The organism is Sutterella sp. KLE1602 (assembly GCF_001578585.1).
Classification (GTDB): domain Bacteria; phylum Pseudomonadota; class Gammaproteobacteria; order Burkholderiales; family Burkholderiaceae_F; genus Sutterella; species Sutterella wadsworthensis_A.
The window spans coordinates 20,546-35,605 of record NZ_KQ968489.1; the positions used below are offsets into that span (position 1 = coordinate 20,546).

18 protein-coding genes are annotated in these 15,060 nt (G+C 59.2%); 1 reads left to right on the forward strand and 17 read right to left on the reverse strand.

The annotated features are described in order from the left end of the window. Positions 1–10 precede the first annotated feature (10 nt). The 13 genes from atpG to mnmE form a co-directional block, all read right to left on the reverse strand. Positions 11–886, reverse strand: coding sequence for a F0F1 ATP synthase subunit gamma (atpG, locus tag HMPREF3036_RS01235; protein ID WP_005434157.1), 876 nt, complete (start codon positions 884–886; stop codon positions 11–13). Positions 887–917: 31 nt separating this feature from the next. Continuing rightward, on the reverse strand, positions 918–2,459 hold the full coding sequence (atpA, locus tag HMPREF3036_RS01240; protein ID WP_005434156.1) for a F0F1 ATP synthase subunit alpha: 1,542 nt from the start codon (positions 2,457–2,459) through the stop codon (positions 918–920). A 19-nt stretch (positions 2,460–2,478) separates the two neighbouring features. After that, complete coding sequence (locus tag HMPREF3036_RS01245) at positions 2,479–3,030, reverse strand: F0F1 ATP synthase subunit delta (protein ID WP_062330927.1); 552 nt, start codon at positions 3,028–3,030, stop codon at positions 2,479–2,481. Positions 3,031–3,032: 2 nt separating this feature from the next. Continuing rightward, entirely contained in the window at positions 3,033–3,503 is a 471-nt protein-coding gene (locus tag HMPREF3036_RS01250) for a F0F1 ATP synthase subunit B (protein ID WP_005434154.1), read from the reverse strand. 105 nt (positions 3,504–3,608) lie between these two features. Continuing rightward, complete coding sequence (gene atpE, locus HMPREF3036_RS01255; RefSeq protein ID WP_005434153.1) at positions 3,609–3,851, reverse strand: F0F1 ATP synthase subunit C; 243 nt, start codon at positions 3,849–3,851, stop codon at positions 3,609–3,611. A gap of 48 nt (positions 3,852–3,899) precedes the next feature. Continuing rightward, positions 3,900–4,730 (reverse strand): F0F1 ATP synthase subunit A, encoded by an 831-nt coding sequence (gene atpB, locus HMPREF3036_RS01260; protein WP_005434152.1) that lies wholly within the window; start codon positions 4,728–4,730, stop codon positions 3,900–3,902. A 12-nt stretch (positions 4,731–4,742) separates the two neighbouring features. Next, positions 4,743–5,105, reverse strand: coding sequence for an ATP synthase subunit I (locus HMPREF3036_RS01265; protein ID WP_005434151.1), 363 nt, complete (start codon positions 5,103–5,105; stop codon positions 4,743–4,745). 153 nt (positions 5,106–5,258) lie between these two features. Then, the gene (locus tag HMPREF3036_RS01270) at positions 5,259–6,137 is read right to left on the reverse strand and encodes a ParB/RepB/Spo0J family partition protein (RefSeq protein ID WP_005434150.1); all 879 of its coding nucleotides are present in this window, start codon (positions 6,135–6,137) and stop codon (positions 5,259–5,261) included. Between the two features lie 16 nt (positions 6,138–6,153). Next, positions 6,154–6,930: a ParA family protein gene (locus tag HMPREF3036_RS01275; protein WP_005434148.1), complete on the reverse strand. Its 777-nt coding sequence runs from the start codon at positions 6,928–6,930 to the stop codon at positions 6,154–6,156. Between the two features lie 90 nt (positions 6,931–7,020). Further along, positions 7,021–7,695, reverse strand: a complete 675-nt coding sequence (locus HMPREF3036_RS01280) for a MarC family protein (protein WP_005434146.1) — start codon at positions 7,693–7,695, stop codon at positions 7,021–7,023. A gap of 17 nt (positions 7,696–7,712) precedes the next feature. Further along, complete coding sequence (gene rsmG, locus HMPREF3036_RS01285) at positions 7,713–8,351, reverse strand: 16S rRNA (guanine(527)-N(7))-methyltransferase RsmG (protein WP_005434145.1); 639 nt, start codon at positions 8,349–8,351, stop codon at positions 7,713–7,715. Beyond that, positions 8,344–10,284, reverse strand: a complete 1,941-nt coding sequence (gene mnmG, locus HMPREF3036_RS01290) for a tRNA uridine-5-carboxymethylaminomethyl(34) synthesis enzyme MnmG (protein WP_005434142.1) — start codon at positions 10,282–10,284, stop codon at positions 8,344–8,346. Before mnmG ends, rsmG begins: the two co-directional genes overlap by 8 nt. After that, positions 10,285–11,655, reverse strand: coding sequence for a tRNA uridine-5-carboxymethylaminomethyl(34) synthesis GTPase MnmE (gene mnmE, locus HMPREF3036_RS01295; RefSeq protein WP_005434140.1), 1,371 nt, complete (start codon positions 11,653–11,655; stop codon positions 10,285–10,287). It lies immediately after the preceding gene. Positions 11,656–11,773: 118 nt separating this feature from the next. Here mnmE and HMPREF3036_RS01300 point away from each other — a divergent pair, with 118 nt between their 5' ends. Further along, complete coding sequence (locus tag HMPREF3036_RS01300) at positions 11,774–12,085, forward strand: hypothetical protein (protein ID WP_038006346.1); 312 nt, start codon at positions 11,774–11,776, stop codon at positions 12,083–12,085. A gap of 75 nt (positions 12,086–12,160) precedes the next feature. Here HMPREF3036_RS01300 and yidC read toward each other — a convergent pair whose 3' ends face one another. The 4 genes from yidC to rpmH are packed head-to-tail and all read right to left on the reverse strand — an operon-like array spanning position 12,161 to position 14,799. Continuing rightward, positions 12,161–13,846, reverse strand: a complete 1,686-nt coding sequence (gene yidC / locus HMPREF3036_RS01305) for a membrane protein insertase YidC (protein WP_062330930.1) — start codon at positions 13,844–13,846, stop codon at positions 12,161–12,163. A 9-nt stretch (positions 13,847–13,855) separates the two neighbouring features. Continuing rightward, on the reverse strand, positions 13,856–14,140 hold the full coding sequence (gene yidD / locus HMPREF3036_RS11440) for a membrane protein insertion efficiency factor YidD (protein WP_051008992.1): 285 nt from the start codon (positions 14,138–14,140) through the stop codon (positions 13,856–13,858). Between the two features lie 23 nt (positions 14,141–14,163). Continuing rightward, positions 14,164–14,628, reverse strand: a complete 465-nt coding sequence (locus HMPREF3036_RS01310) for a ribonuclease P protein component (RefSeq protein ID WP_062330933.1) — start codon at positions 14,626–14,628, stop codon at positions 14,164–14,166. A gap of 30 nt (positions 14,629–14,658) precedes the next feature. Further along, the gene (rpmH, locus tag HMPREF3036_RS11445; RefSeq protein ID WP_081579413.1) at positions 14,659–14,799 is read right to left on the reverse strand and encodes a 50S ribosomal protein L34; all 141 of its coding nucleotides are present in this window, start codon (positions 14,797–14,799) and stop codon (positions 14,659–14,661) included. Positions 14,800–15,060: the final 261 nt, after the last annotated feature.

Here is a 15,060-nt window from a genome sequence, read left to right on the forward strand (position 1 = left end):
TTATCGATACTTAAGACACGGCGGCGGCACCACCGACGATTTCGGTGATTTCCTTCGTAATGCCGGCCTGACGGGTCTTGTTATAAACGAGCTGCAGCTCTTCGATGAGCTTCTTGGCGTTGTCCGAAGCGGCCTTCATGGCCACCATGCGGGCGCTCTGTTCAGAAGCCATATTTTCTGCAACTGCTTGGTAAATCAAAGCTTCGACGTAACGCTTCAGAAGCGCGTCGAGAACGGTTTCGGCGTCGGGCTCGTAGAGATAGTCCCACGAGTGATCACGCTTGTCAGCCGCATCAAGATGGCTGTCCGTAAGCGGCAGAATCTGCTCGACCACGGGCACCTGCTTCATGGCGTTAACAAAACGGGAATAGGCCAGATGCACAGAATCCACCTTGCCTTCGACGTAAGCCTGAATCTGGATGCGGATGGCACCGATCAGACGGTCGAGGTTCGGGCGGTCGCCAAGCTGGACGGCCTGGCTAACCACATTGGCCTGAAGGCGCTGGAGGAAGCCTAACCCCTTGTTACCGAGAGCGGTGGCTTCAATGGAGTAGCCTTCCGCGCTCCAGTCCTTGATCTTGTGCAGAACAAGGCGCTGAATGTTGGTATTCAGGGGGCCAGCAAGCCCCTTGTCGGTCGTCACGAGAATGAGACCAATCTTCTTGGTGCCTTCATGCTTAACGAGGAACGGATGCTTGTATTCGCTGTTCGCACGGGCAAGATGCGAGCAGATCACTCGAATCTTGTCACCGTACGGACGGGCCGCAAACATCCGGTCCTGCGCCTTGCGCATCTTCGAGGCCGCAACCATCTCCATCGCCTTGGTGATCTTGCGCGTGTTTTGCACGCTCTTGATCTTTCCGCGAATTTCCTTTGTACTGGGCATGGGATATGGGTCCTCTTGGATTTGTTAACGCTTAGTAAGCACCGCTCTTCTTGAACGACTCGATGGCAGCCTTGAGCTGGGCATCGACGTCCTTGGAGAGTTCCTTCTTGGCTTCGATCGTTTCGATCAGGTCAGCATGGTGCGTCTTGAGGTATTCACGCATGCCGCGTTCGACACGAAGCGCGTCAGCAACAGCCACGTCGTCGTAGGCACCCATGTTCACGGCGTAAAGCACGAGAGCTTCTTCCCAAACCTGAAGCGGCTGGTACTGCGGCTGCTTCATGAGTTCGGTAACGACACGACCGCGTTCGAGCTGCTTGCGGGTAACATCGTCGAGGTCAGAGGCGAACTGAGCAAAGGCAGCGAGTTCACGGTACTGAGCCAGGGCAAGACGGACACCACCGCCGAGCTTCTTGATGATCTTCGTCTGAGCGGCACCACCGACTCGGGACACGGAAATACCCGGGTTGATGGCGGGACGGATACCGGCGTTGAAGAGGTCGGTTTCAAGGAAGATCTGACCGTCGGTAATGGAAATCACGTTGGTCGGAACGAAGGCGGTAACGTCGCCAGCCTGCGTTTCAATGATCGGCAGAGCCGTCATGGAACCGGTCTTGCCCGTAACCTTGCCTTCCGTGAAGCGTTCGACGTAAACCGGGTTCACGCGAGCGGCACGTTCGAGCAGACGGCTGTGCAGGTAGAAGACGTCGCCAGGGTAGGCTTCGCGTCCCGGCGGACGGCGGAGCAGCAGGGAAATCTGACGGTAGGCCCAAGCCTGCTTCGTCAAGTCGTCATAGACGATCAGGGAGTCTTCACCGCGGTCGCGGAAGTATTCACCCATCGTGGCGCCGGCGTACGGAGCGATGTACTGCATGGCGGCGGATTCGGAAGCCGTGGCGGCAACGACGATGGTGTATTCCATGGCGCCGCTTTCTTCGAGCTTGCGAACGACGTTGGCGATCGTGGAGGCCTTCTGGCCGATGGCAACGTACACGCAGGTAAGGTTCTTGCCCTTCTGGTTGATGATCGTGTCGATGGCGACGGCGGTCTTACCACACTGGCGGTCGCCAATGATGAGTTCGCGCTGGCCGCGGCCGATCGGGATCATGGAGTCAACGGACTTCAAGCCCGTCTGAACCGGCTGGGAAACGGACTGGCGGTCGATAACGCCGGGAGCAACCTTTTCGACGACGTCGAAGAGTTCCGTGTTGATCGGACCCTTGCCGTCGATCGGCTGACCGAGAGCGTTCACAACGCGGCCGATAAGTTCCGGACCAACGGGAACGGAAAGAATCTTGCCGGTCGTCTTGACCAGGTCGCCTTCGGAAATGTGTTCGTAGGAACCGAGAATAACGGCACCGACGGAGTCACGTTCGAGGTTGAGGGCGAGGCCATACGTATTGCCGGGGAATTCCAGCATTTCGCCCTGCATCACGTCGCTAAGACCGTGAACACGGCAGATACCGTCGGTCACCGACACGACGGTGCCCTGGGTACGAAGATCTGCGGAAACGCCGAGGCCTTCGATACGCTTCTTCAGCAGATCGCTGATTTCACTGGGATTGAGTTGCATCTTACAGCTCCGAATGTTTTTAAGCGGTGAGCGTCGTCTTCATCTGAGCGAGACGAGCGCGAATCGAACCGTCAAGAAGTTTGTCGCCGACACGAATGCAAACGCCGCCGATCAGTTCGGGATTGATGGAAACGATCGGGTGGAGTTTGAGGCCGGGGAACTTCTTGGCAAGCGACTCAAGCAGGCTGTCGAGCTCAGCGGCGCTAAGCTCAAAGGCCGACTCGATGTAGGCATCGGCAATGCCTTCGGAAGAATTCTTCAGCTCACGAAACTGACGGGCGATCTCCGGGAAAGCTTCCAGACGACCGTTTTCGATGACCACGCGCAGCATGTTCGCGACTTCCTTCGGGAGGTTGTTGCCGCAAAGTTCCGCAATCAGGTCGCAGAGTTGATCGTCAGTCAGCTTCGGATCGCCAACCAGCGTGGCGACTTCAGGATTCTTAGTCAGGGAAGCGAGAGCTTCGATGACTTCAAGATCCTGGGCCACATCTTCAGCGCCGGCATTACGGTCTTTCAAAGCCTTCATCAGGCCTTGTGCGTAGGGGCGCGCAATCGTCGAAAGTTCAGCCATAGTTAGAGCTTCGCCTTCAATTGTTCAAGCATGGCGGCGTGAACGGTCTTGTCGACCTCACGGGCCAGGATCTGCTCAGCACCGGCAACGGCAAGAGCAGCCACTTCGTTACGAAGCGCTTCACGAGCACGCTGCATTTCCTGAGCAGCTTCAGCACGAGCATTCTCGATGATGCGGTCGGCTTCGACCTGAGCCTGAGCTTTGGCTTCATCGACGATACTCTGAGCACGCTTTTCACCGTCAGAAACAATGGTGGTGGCACGGGCGCGGGCGTCGGCTTCGATGGCCTTGCCCTGCTCGGTCGCGATAGCCAGAGCCTTCTCACCCTTGTTAGCGGCAGAGAGACCATCGGCGATCTTCTTCTGACGCTCTTCAATCGCGTGGATCAGCGGCGGCCAGATGTACTTCATGGTGATCCAGGCACCAAGGAAGAACACGACCATCTGTAAAAACAGAGAGGCATTAATGTTCATTATTGAACCCCGTTACGTTGACCGCCCTCTCGCCCTTCTAGCGTTCAAGCAGGGCAGTCAACGGCGTCATTAAAAGAAAAGACGTTTTATTTTCGCGGCACCAAATTAGCCGACGAACGGGTTGGCAAAGGCGAACATCATGGCGATACCGACACCGATAAGGAAGGCAGCGTCGATAAGACCGGCGAGAAGGAACATCTTCGTCTGGAGCGGTTCCATCAGCTCGGGCTGGCGGGCGGCGGATTCGAGGTACTTGGCACCCATGATGGCGATGCCGAGACAGGCACCGATGGCGCCGAGACCGATGATGAGACCGCAAGCGAGAGCGACGAGAGCGACGTTGGTCATTTTAAAAAACTCCTGAATTTAAAAAGAGGGAGTAAAGGAAAAAAGAGATTAGTGGCTGCTGTGGGCCTGACCGATGTAGACGAGCGTCAACATCATGAAGATGAAGGCCTGAAGCAGAACAATCAGGACATGGAAAAGCCACCAGACCAAACCTGCGAAGACTTGACCAATACCAGCACTAACAGTCCCAATGGAACTGAGTTCGAGAGCGAAACCGCCGAGAAGCGCCAGCAGGAAGAACAGCAATTCACCAGCATACATGTTGCCGAAGAGTCGCATGCCGAGCGAGACGAACTTGGCGAGGTACTCAATGATGTTCAACAGGAAGTTGAACGGCCAGAGAGCGGGATGACTGCCGAAAGGCGCAGTAAACAGTTCATGCACGAAGCCGCCGAGGCCCTTGACCTTCACGCCGTAGTAGAAGAGAAGGAGGAGCACGCCCAACGACATGCCGAGCGGGCCGTTGAGGTCAGCAGTCGGCAACGGACGGAGATGATCGAGGCCGATCAGACCAGCAATCGCGGGGAACAGGTCAACCGGAATCAAGTCGATGGAGTTCATCAACGCGACCCAGCAGAACACGGTTAAAGCCAGCGGAGCCACGAAGGTGCGGTCGCCGTGCACGATGTTCTTGGCCTGGTTGTTGACCATTTCCACCAGCATTTCGACTGCACACTGCATCTTTCCGGGGACACCGGAAGTAGCCTTCTTAGCACCGGCTCGCAGAAGGAAGAACATGACAGCCAGCATCAACACGGAGAAGAAGATGGTGTCGTAGTTCACGATAGAAAAATCAACAACGGACCCCTGATGCGCGGAAGCCAGGTGGGCCATGTGATGTTTAATATACTCAGTAGCGGTAAGGGCTTCTGCTGCCATGGATACCGATCCTTAATGTCTCTTGAACAGCACGATGAAGTAACTGTTCGCCACCGCAATTATCGTGAAGATAAAGGCGGGCCAATGAAGGTTTTCGTAGTACCCGACCATCAGCCCCAAAAGAAGCACGACAACCAGGATCTTGACAAACTCCCCTCCGAGCACTGCGACAGCACTTGGGCTGTACGCCGTCAAAAATTTCGGCAGCACCAAAAACAACGCGAGGAGCGTCGTCGGGACCGCGTAAGCGAGCCCCGCCATCAGTGCCGTGTAGGCTGCATCCTGCCCTACGAAAAAAGCAGAAACAACAGTTACAAGAAATACGATGACATACTGCGCAAGGGAAATGCGCATCATATCAGAAATGGCGTACATACTTGCGGTTGTTCGTTGGGTTTTCAGTCGGATCGAATTCTAAGTTTTGTCTTAAATACATACAACTCACCAAACGGGGAACGCTCCTACCTCGTTATGGGTATGCTCTATAGAATTTATCTATTAAGCACGAAGTCGCCTAAGCCCTTCGACTTAATGGCCCTGCTGTTGGATCCGGTGTACGATGCCCTCGAGCTGGTCGAGATTGGTAAATTCAATCACGATCCTGCCCTTGCCCTTCGAGTTGGCGGAGAGCTTCACGACGGCACCGAGCGTTTCGGCGAGCGACTCCTCGAGTCGAATGTCGTCGCGGGTCTTGACCACGAACTTCTGACGAACGGGTTGCTTTTCCTTCATCCGACGGATCAAGTCTTCAGTTTGACGCACCGACAGCGCTTTGGCAACCACTTCTTTCGCGGCCAGCACCTGTTCGGCGGCATCAAGCGCGAGAAGCGCACGCGCATGTCCCATCTCGAGCTTGCGCTCCTTCAGCATGGCCTTCACTTCAGGCGTCAGCGTCAGAAGGCGAAGAAGGTTCGTCGTTGCGGTGCGCGAACGGCCGACGGCTTCGGCCGCCTGTTCATGCGTGTAGTCGCACTCGTCAATGAGGCGCTGGATGCCTGCCGCCTCCTCGAGAGGATTCAGGTCCTCACGCTGCATGTTCTCGATGAGCGCCATGGCGAGTGCCTGGGTCTGATCCACCGTGCGGATGATGACGGGAACCTCTTCGAGGCCCGCCATGCGGGCGGCGCGGAAGCGGCGCTCGCCGGCGATGATTTCGTAGCCCTCGTCCGCAGGACGGACGATGATCGGGCTGATGATGCCCTGCTGGCGAATGGAGTCAGCCAGCTCCTGAAGACCCTCTTCCGTCATGGTGCTGCGCGGCTGAGTGCTGCCAGGGCGCAGCTCGTCAAGCTTCACCGTTTCAAGGCGCTTGTCATCACCGTCCTCTTCGGAGAGGCCGCTCACGTCGAAGTCGTCATAAATGGCGCCCAGACCGCGGCCGAGGCCTCCAAGTTTCTTTGCCGTCACGTTTTCTCCCGTTGAATTACTTGTGCTTCTTTTCCATGCGCTCGATGAGTTCTTCCGCACAGGCCATGTAGGCCTTGGCACCCTTGCTCGAGCGGTCGTAGACGACGCCGGGCAGGCCGTAGCTCGGCGCCTCGGCAAGCCTCACGTTGCGCGGAATGATGGTCTTGAAGACCTTGTCGCCGAAATGCTCCTCAAGCTGCGTGCTCACCTGCTGCTGGAGCGTGATGCGCGTGTCGAACATCACGCGCAGAAGCGCCACGATGCGCAGGTTCTTGTTCTTCTCGGCACGAACGCGCTTGACGCTGCCCACGAGGTCGGTAAGCCCCTCGAGCGCATAGTATTCGCACTGCATCGGAATGATGACGCCGTCAGCCGCGCACAGCGCGTTGAGCGTCAGCATCGACAGGCTCGGCGGACAGTCGATGAGCACATAGTCGTACTTGTCGAGCTCGGGCTCGAGCGCCTTCTTGAGGCGCACGTCTCGATGATCAAGCCCCACGAGCTCCACCTCGGCACCCGCCAGCTCGCGATTGGCAGGCAGAACGTCAAAGCCGCCCTCAGCCGAATGGCAGACAGCCTGCTCGAAGCTCGCGATGCCGAGCAGCACCTCGTAGATCGAACCCTTCAGGTCGCGCTTTTCGATGCCGCAGCCCATCGTGCCGTTGCCCTGGGGGTCAAGGTCGATGAAGAGCACCCTGCGTCCCTTCAAGGCGAGGGCGCCTGCAAGATTGACGGCGGTCGTCGTCTTGCCGACCCCTCCTTTCTGATTAGCGATACAAAAGATTTGCGCCATAAGTTCGTCGTCCAAACGTCGTGCGGTCCGCTGACCTTCGGTTGTCTCAAATGTCTAATAGTAATGCGCGGCCGTCATCCGCAAGAATGCTCACTTGACCGCAGCTGCGGCGGCTGTCGCCTGCGCGCTGAGCTCCAACCAGAGTTCGGAGAAACCCTGCCAGAAAATGGCGACGCCCAGACAGATCAGGATGAAGGCGAAGATTCGCGCCAGCGCGTCTGCGCCCGCCACGCCGACCGCCTTGTTCAGACGGTCGCTGTAACGATAGCAGACCCAGATAACCGCCACCGTTGCAACCGTCGCCACAAACGTGCCGGCGATGTGCCCGAGGTCTCGCGGCAGACTGGTGCTCACGGCCACGGACACGGCAATCGCACCGGGTCCCGTCGTGAGCGGCAGCGTAAAGGGGTAGAAGGCCATGGACTTGAGCTTCGCGCGGGACAGCGCGGGGCGCTCCTCCGTCGTCTCCTCCTGCGTCGGCGCATTCAGGGCAGTCCAGCCTGCGGCGAAAAGCACGCAGCCGCCCGCCATTCGAAGCACGCCGACGGAAATGCCGAAGAAGCTGAGAATCAGGTGTCCGCACGTCAGGCACACCAGCAGAATGATCAGGCAGTACAGGGCGATCCTGTTGGCAACGAACGCACGATCCCTGTCCGACAGGCTGGTTGTCAGCGTACAGAAGAACATTGCTCCGCTGAACGGATTGATGACGGGCAGGAATGTCGAGAATGCGAGTACGAAGGCACTGACGAAAGCGCTGGTCATGACAGTCTCCTAAATCTCTAGTTGACGGGCTTCATCACCACCAGATGGCGAGCCTCTCCAAGCCCGGGAACCTCCATGGGAAGCACCTCTGCGACGGATGCGTCGGCAGGCAGACAACTGATTTCATCCTCGGGCACGGCGCCCTTCATGGCCAGCCAGAGACCGTCCGGCTTGATGAGGTGGCGCGTCAGGTCCACAAAGTCCTGAAGATTCGCAAAGGCCCTGGACGTGATCAGGTCGTACTGGCCCGAAAGACGTTCGATTCGCGCATGGCGGGTCGAATAGTTCCTGAGTCCCAGCTCGATGGCGGCCTGAGTGAGAAAGGCCGTCTTCTTGCTGACGGCATCAACCGCCGTCACGCGAAGATCAGGCCTGAGAATGGCAAGCGGGATCGACGGTAGGCCGCCTCCGCTGCCGACGTCGAGCACGTTCACCGCATCAGGGCCGAGACGCTTCACGAACGGCACGAGCGCCGCCGAGTCCAGAAGATGATGCGTCAGGATCTCGTCATCGCGGCGAATGGCGGTCAGGTTGTAGACCTTGTTCCACTTCTGGAGCAGGCCCGCAAAGCGCATGAGTTGGTCCACCTGGTCGACGGAGGCCTCAAGACCAAGCGTCGCGAGGCCTTCCTCCAGGCGTGGCTGAAAATCAAACATTGCCTTTTTCCTTGGCTTGAGTGCCCTTGTCCTTCACATAGTAGTAGCGACGCTTCAAATGCACCAGCAGCAGCGAGACCGCAGCCGGCGTCACGCCGGAGATGCGGGAGGCCTGCCCGATCGTCTCGGGACTGATCGACTTGAGCTTCTGTCGAACCTCGAAGCTGAGCCCCGGCACGCTGTCGTAGTCGAGCTCGGCGGGAATCTTCAGCGTCTCGTTGGCCAGCGTGCGCTCGATCTCCGCCTTCTGACGAGAGATGTAGCCTGAATACTTTACTTCCGTTTCGGCCTGGAACAGCTCGTCATCCGAGAAGTCCTCCAGAGGCAGGACGGGAGCACCGTCCGTCTTCGTCATGCCCGCAACGGCCTTGAGAGTGACGCCGGGGCGGGTGGCCAGAGCGTGAAGCGAGTATTCGCGCTCCATGTCGGTGCCGAGCACGCGGTTCATCTCCTCGGAAGTGAAGAGCTTCGGATTGACCCACGTGTCCTTCAGGCTCTGCATCAGGCGGGCGACGTTCTCCTGCTTGCGGCAGAAGTAGGCCCAGCGTTCGTCATCGACGAGGCCGAGACGTCGCCCTTCCTCCGTCAGGCGCACGTCGGCGTTGTCCTCACGCAGGCTCAGACGGTATTCGGCGCGGCTGGTAAACATGCGGTAGGGCTCCGTCACGCCGCGAGTCGTCAGATCGTCGACCATCACGCCGAGATAGGCCTGATCGCGGCGGGCCGTCCAGGAGCCTTCGCCGCGCGCGTAGAGCGCGGCATTGAGACCGGCGAGAAGCCCCTGTGCGGCGGCCTCTTCGTAACCCGTCGTGCCGTTGATCTGACCGGCAAAGAAGAGGCCGGGCATGGCCTTCGTCTCCATGCTGGTCTTGAGGCCGCGCGGATCGTAGAAGTCGTATTCAATCGCATAGCCCGGACGCAGCAGATGCGCGTGCTCAAGGCCGGGCATGTTGTGGACGATGTCGAGCTGGACGTCGAAGGGCAGGCTCGTTGAGATGCCGTTCGGATACCACTCGTTGACATGCAGACCTTCGGGCTCAAGGAACACCTGATGGCTGTCCTTGTCGGCGAAGCGCTTCACCTTGTCCTCGATGGACGGACAGTAGCGCGGGCCGATGCCGTGGATGACGCCCGTGTACATGGGCGAGCGGTCGAGGTTGGCCAGAATGATGTCATGAACTTTCTGGTTCGTGCGCGTGATCCAGCAGGGCACCTGCCTCGGATGTTCCGGAGCGGGCTTGAGCAGCGAAAACTGCGGCACGGGATCAAGGTCACCCCACTGCTCCTCGCACTTGCTGAAGTCGATCGTACGGCCGTCGATTCGGGCGGGCGTGCCCGTCTTGAGACGGCCCTGAGGCATTCCGAGCTCCTTGAGGCGCTCCGCCAGACGGACGCTCGCGGGATCGCCGACGCGGCCCGCCTGATAGTGCTCAAGGCCGATGTGCACCATGCCGTTGAGGAAGGTGCCCGCGCAAAGCACGACAGCCTGCGCGCTGAAACAGAAGCCCGTCTGGGTCACGATGCCCGCAACGCGGCCGTTTTCGACGATCAGGTCATCAACGGCCTGCTGGAAGACGCTGAGGTTCTCCTGGCCTTCAATGCGCTCGCGCATGGCGCGGCGGTAAAGCTGACGGTCGATCTGGGCGCGGGTGGCCTGAACGGCGGCACCCTTGGAGCCGTTGAGAATGCGGAACTGAATGCCGGCCTCGTCAGTCACGACGCCCATGGCGCCGCCCATGGCGTCAAGTTCCTTGACGAGATGACCCTTGCCGATGCCGCCGATGGACGGATTGCAGGAGAGTTGGCCGATCGTTTCAACGTTGTGCGTCACGAGCAGCGTGCGGCGGCCCATGCGCGCGGCGGCAAGCGCGGCTTCCGCGCCTGCATGGCCGCAGCCGACCACGATGACCTCAAATTTTTCGGGGTACAGCATTTATTTTCCAATACAGAACTTACTAAAAATCATGCCGAGGATGTCTTCGGTCGTCGTTTCGCCGAGGATCTCTCCAAGCGCGCGGCTCGCGAGGCGAAGCTCTTCCGCCACCAGTTCGGGCATGGGATCGCAGTCGATGAGAAGGAGGGCGCGGGAGACATGCTCCGCCGCCGTCTTCAGGCACTGCAGATGGCGTTCGCGCGCCATGAAGACGCCGTCCGTCGTCGCCGCCATGCCGACCACCTCGAGAAGACGGGCCTTGAGTTCGGACAGGCCGACTCCCTGTTTGGCGGAAATGGCGATCTCGCCGCCGGAGGCAGCCGACTCGCAAAGATCGACCTTGTTGTTCACGGTGATGAGGGGCACGCCGTGGCGGACCTCCTTCAGAACCTTGTCCAAAACCTCCGTGTCGTCCCTGATGAGGCCGGAGGCGTCCTTGAGATGCAACACGACGTCCGCCTTGCGGATCTCGACCAACGTGCGTTCGATGCCCTTGCTTTCGACGACATCGTCCGTCGTGCGAATGCCTGCCGTGTCCACCATCTTGACGGGCACGCCATTGAGCGAAACCCAGTGCTCGATGCGGTCGCGGGTCGTGCCGGGGATGTCGGTGACGATGGCCACCTCCTCTTGGGCAAGCGCATTGAGCAGGCTCGACTTGCCGACATTGGGACTGCCCACGATGGCCACGGTCACGCCTTCACGCAGCACCTGCCCCTGACGAGCGTTCTCCAGAATGGCGCGGATGCCCGTTTCGGCCTGAACAAGGCGCGTGCGGACCTTTTCCGAACCGATGACGTCGATGTCCTCTTCTGGGAAGTCGAGCGTGGCCTCGATGAAGGCGCGAAGCTCCGTGATGTTGCCGTCGACGTCGCGGACGGCATTGGAGAACTCGCCGCTCAAAGAGCGTCCCGCCGCCTGAACGGCGGATTCGCTCACGGCATCAATCAGATCGGCCACAGCCTCCGCCTGAGTCAGGTCCATTCGGCCGTTCATGAATGCGCGGCGGGTGAATTCGCCGGGCTCGGCCATGCGAAGCCCGAGATCACGGCACTTCTCAAGGCAGGTGCGCATGATGAGGCTCAGAAGCACGGGACCGCCGTGCGCCTGAATTTCGAGGACGGACTCGCCCGTGTAGCTGTGGGGAGCGGGAAAGAGCAGCACGATTGCGCGGTCAAGCACCCCGCCGTCCGTTCCGAGAAAGGGCAGGAGATGGGCGTAGCGCGCCTTCAGGGTGCAGTTCTCCCCGAACAGGCGCCCGACGATCTGGGCTTCGAGCGCCTTGCCGAAGGACAGGCGCAGAATGCCGATGCCGCCGCGGCCCGCGGCCGTCGCAACGGCGATGATGGGATCTTTGTCGCTGTGGTGCATAAAGCTCTTTCCGAGGGTTGCCGACGTCAGGATCGGCAGATTGTGGAGATTGTAATGCCCGCCCCGATCTCTTTGGTATACGATGGATGGGTTTGTGTATTCAGGTCCCTTTGAACCCATGTCCCTGCCACGTCCTCCCAACCGCAAGCCCTTTTTCGGACCGACGCTGATCGGCGCCTGCACCGGCATGATTCTGTGCATTCCCCTCGCGGCCTACACCGCCGCCGCGCTCGGGGACGACTACAACACGCGGGCCCTCATCTACTGCGGCTTTCTTCTCTGGTGCATCGTCGGCGCCGTCGTGCTCTTCATGAAGACGTGGCAGTCGGAAAACCAGAAGATCTCGCCTGCGAGATGCCTGCTCTGGTGCGCCTCTCTCTGGCTCTGGCCTCTTCTGTTGCTGCCGGGACTCTTCAGGAAGCGCAGCTGAACCTGCGCTCAAACAAAAAGGGATGCCTTCTAAGGGCACCCCTTTTTTGTTTGTCTTCAAAGAAGCACTAGTGCTTTAGCTCTGCAGACGCTTGGCGCGCTCGGCTGCGATGGTCTTGTTGATCCACCACTGCTGGAGAATCGACAGAACGTTGTTCGTAAGCCAGTAGAGCACGAGACCGGAGGCGAACACGAAGAACATCACCGAGAAGACGATCGGCATGATGTACATCATGCGGGCCTGCGTCGGATCAGTGGGCTTCGGGTTGAGCAGGATCTGCAGGAACATGGTCACGGCCATGATCGCAGGAAGCACGAACCAAGGGTCAGGCATCGCAAGGTCATGGACCCAGAGGACCCACGGAGCACCGCGAAGCTCAACGGAACCCTGAAGCACCCAGTAGAGCGCGAGGAACACGGGAATCTGCAGCATGATCGGGAGGCAGCCGCCGACCGGATTGATCTTTTCCGTGCGGTAGAGCTCCATCATGGCCTGGTTGAGGCGCTGCTTGTCGTCCTTGTAGCGATCCTGCAGCTGCTTCATACGCGGCGTGACTTCCTTCATGCGGGCCATCGAACGATAGCCGGCGGCCGAAACCGGATAGAGAATCGCCTTCACGATGCAGGTCAGAAGCACGATGGCCCAGCCCCAGTTGCCGACGATGCCGTAGAGGAAGGACAGGAGCCAGTAGATCGGCTTGGCAAGGAACGTGAGCCAGCCGTAGTCGACCACGAGCTCAAGGCCCGGAGCGATCTGTTCAAGGCGGTCCTGATCCTGCGGGCCGGAGTAGAGCACGGCCTTGTCGGTCACGGACTTGCCGGACTCGATGGTGCCGAGCTTCACGAGCGTGCCGACGGAGTAGAGGTTCTTGGAGACCTCACGGGCATAGTTCTCGCGCTCCTCACCGTTGGCGGGAACCCAAGCGCTCACGAAGTGGTGCTGGACCATGGCGAGCCAGCCGTTGTTGGTGAACTTCTCGAAGGAGGCGCTGTTGTCGGCGATGTCGCCGAACTCAAGCTTCTGGAACTTCTCTTCGTCGGAGTAGAAGGCGGGACCCGTGTACGTGGAGTACATGGAGCTTTCGCCTTCAGGCTTGCCGCCGTCGCGGGTGAGCTGATAGTAGGCGGACGGCTGAATGGCGACGCCGCTGTTGTTGACGACTTCGGTCGAAACGTCGATGCCGTAGTGGCCGCGGTTGAACGTGTAGGTCTTCTTGACCGTCACGCCGCCCTTGGTGGCTTCAAAGATCACGTCAAGCTTGTCGGCGTCGCCCATGCTGAGCTTTTGGCTGACGAGCTTGTACTGATCCTTGTGATTCGGGAAGTTGCCGCCGACAAGGCCGCTCTGGGCGACGTAGGTGCGGTTCTTCGTGATCTCAAGAAGATCGACGTTGCCGAGGTTCTCGGCTGGCTTGCGGTCGAGGATGAGACCGGCGAGGCCCACTTCGGTCCAGTCGGCCTGACGCGGGATCAGCGTCATCTCGGTGCCGACGATGACGGCGCCCTCGCGGTCGAAGGTGACCTTCATGCGATCGGTTTCAACGACGACAGGATCCTTGACGGCGACAGCGGACGGAACCGTGGCGTCAATGTCCTTGCCAGTCGGGACGCTAGAGGCTGCGTCGGCAACGGCCTGCTGTTCAACGGCCTCCGTATGGAAAAAGGACTTCTCGCCCTTGTAGACCTGATAGTTGTCCCACAGCAGGAAGCAGGAGGTAAAAAGAATCGCCCACAAAAGAGCGCGTTGCATGTCCTTTCCCATTTTTATCCACTACTTCTTTTGGATGTTGAAAAGATCCGTAGATCCCTTGTCTTCTTGTTCTTCCGGCCTGCACTCTCTGCACCAGCAGCGCCAGCGGAACTTCGCCGGCACCGGATCCAGCCCGCGCCCTCCAAGAGGATGACAGCGCAGCAGACGGTAGATGGTCAGATAGGTTCCCTTGACGGCACCGTACTTTTCGAGTGCCTCAATGGCATAGTTTGAACACGTGGGAACGAATCGGCAACTCCTTCCCACCCACGGAGACAGGGTCAGCTGATAGAGCCTGACCAGCATCCGCAGAAACTTCGCCACCACCGTCACTCGCCCCGGGTCTGCGCAAGCTGCTTCGGAAGACGCTTCAGGAGCGCCTCCATGAGCGACCGCGCATCAGTCCTCAGGGACAGCTTCAGGGCGTTGACGCCCTGATCGATGCCGGGGATCTCCTTCAGGGGAACCCTGAGCCTTAAAGAAACGTCAAGCCCCACGCCTTGCTCGCCGAGAAGCGCCGCAAGATTTGGGGCTTGCTTTCTTGCAGCCTCCCTCAAGGTTCTCTTGACCAGTGCACGGTCCACGGAGCGATGGGCGTTGCGCTTTCCGACGGTGATGCCGAAGCGAAGCCTGCCCGGCTCCTCAGGGAATTTCATTGCGTTGATCGAAAAGTACTTCGACGTGAGTCGGAAGGTATTTTCGTTCCGCGTATGCACAAGCACCCCATAGTCCGCGCTCTTGATGATGCGCAAACTACGGGGAAACTTAAGGGGTGCCGCTGTGTAGCTGGACACGGCGATCGTTACCGGCCGTGAACGAGCCGATTAGAGAGCCAGGGTGTGACGGCCCTTAGCGCGACGGCGAGCGAGAACGCGACGACCGCCCTTCGTGCGGCTGCGAACCAGGAAGCCGTGCGTACGAGCACGCTTGACCTTGGAAGGCTGATAGGTACGTTTGGTAGCCATGATTAATCCTCAATAGGCATGAACCTCGGCGCACGTCGGTGCAGCACGAGGAAAAAACAACAGGGGTATGCCAGCCACACAGTCCCATGTCAATCGTTCTGGAAACGGGCTAGCCAAATGAGTCTCCGCAAGCCGGCGCTTTTGTTCTGTACGGTGCCGCCCGCGGTGCCGCCGGCGACCCCGCAATCATCGAGATTGCCGAGTTACGAAAAGTTAGATATTAGAACTCAATGAGGGGGGATTTGTCAAACGAAAACCACA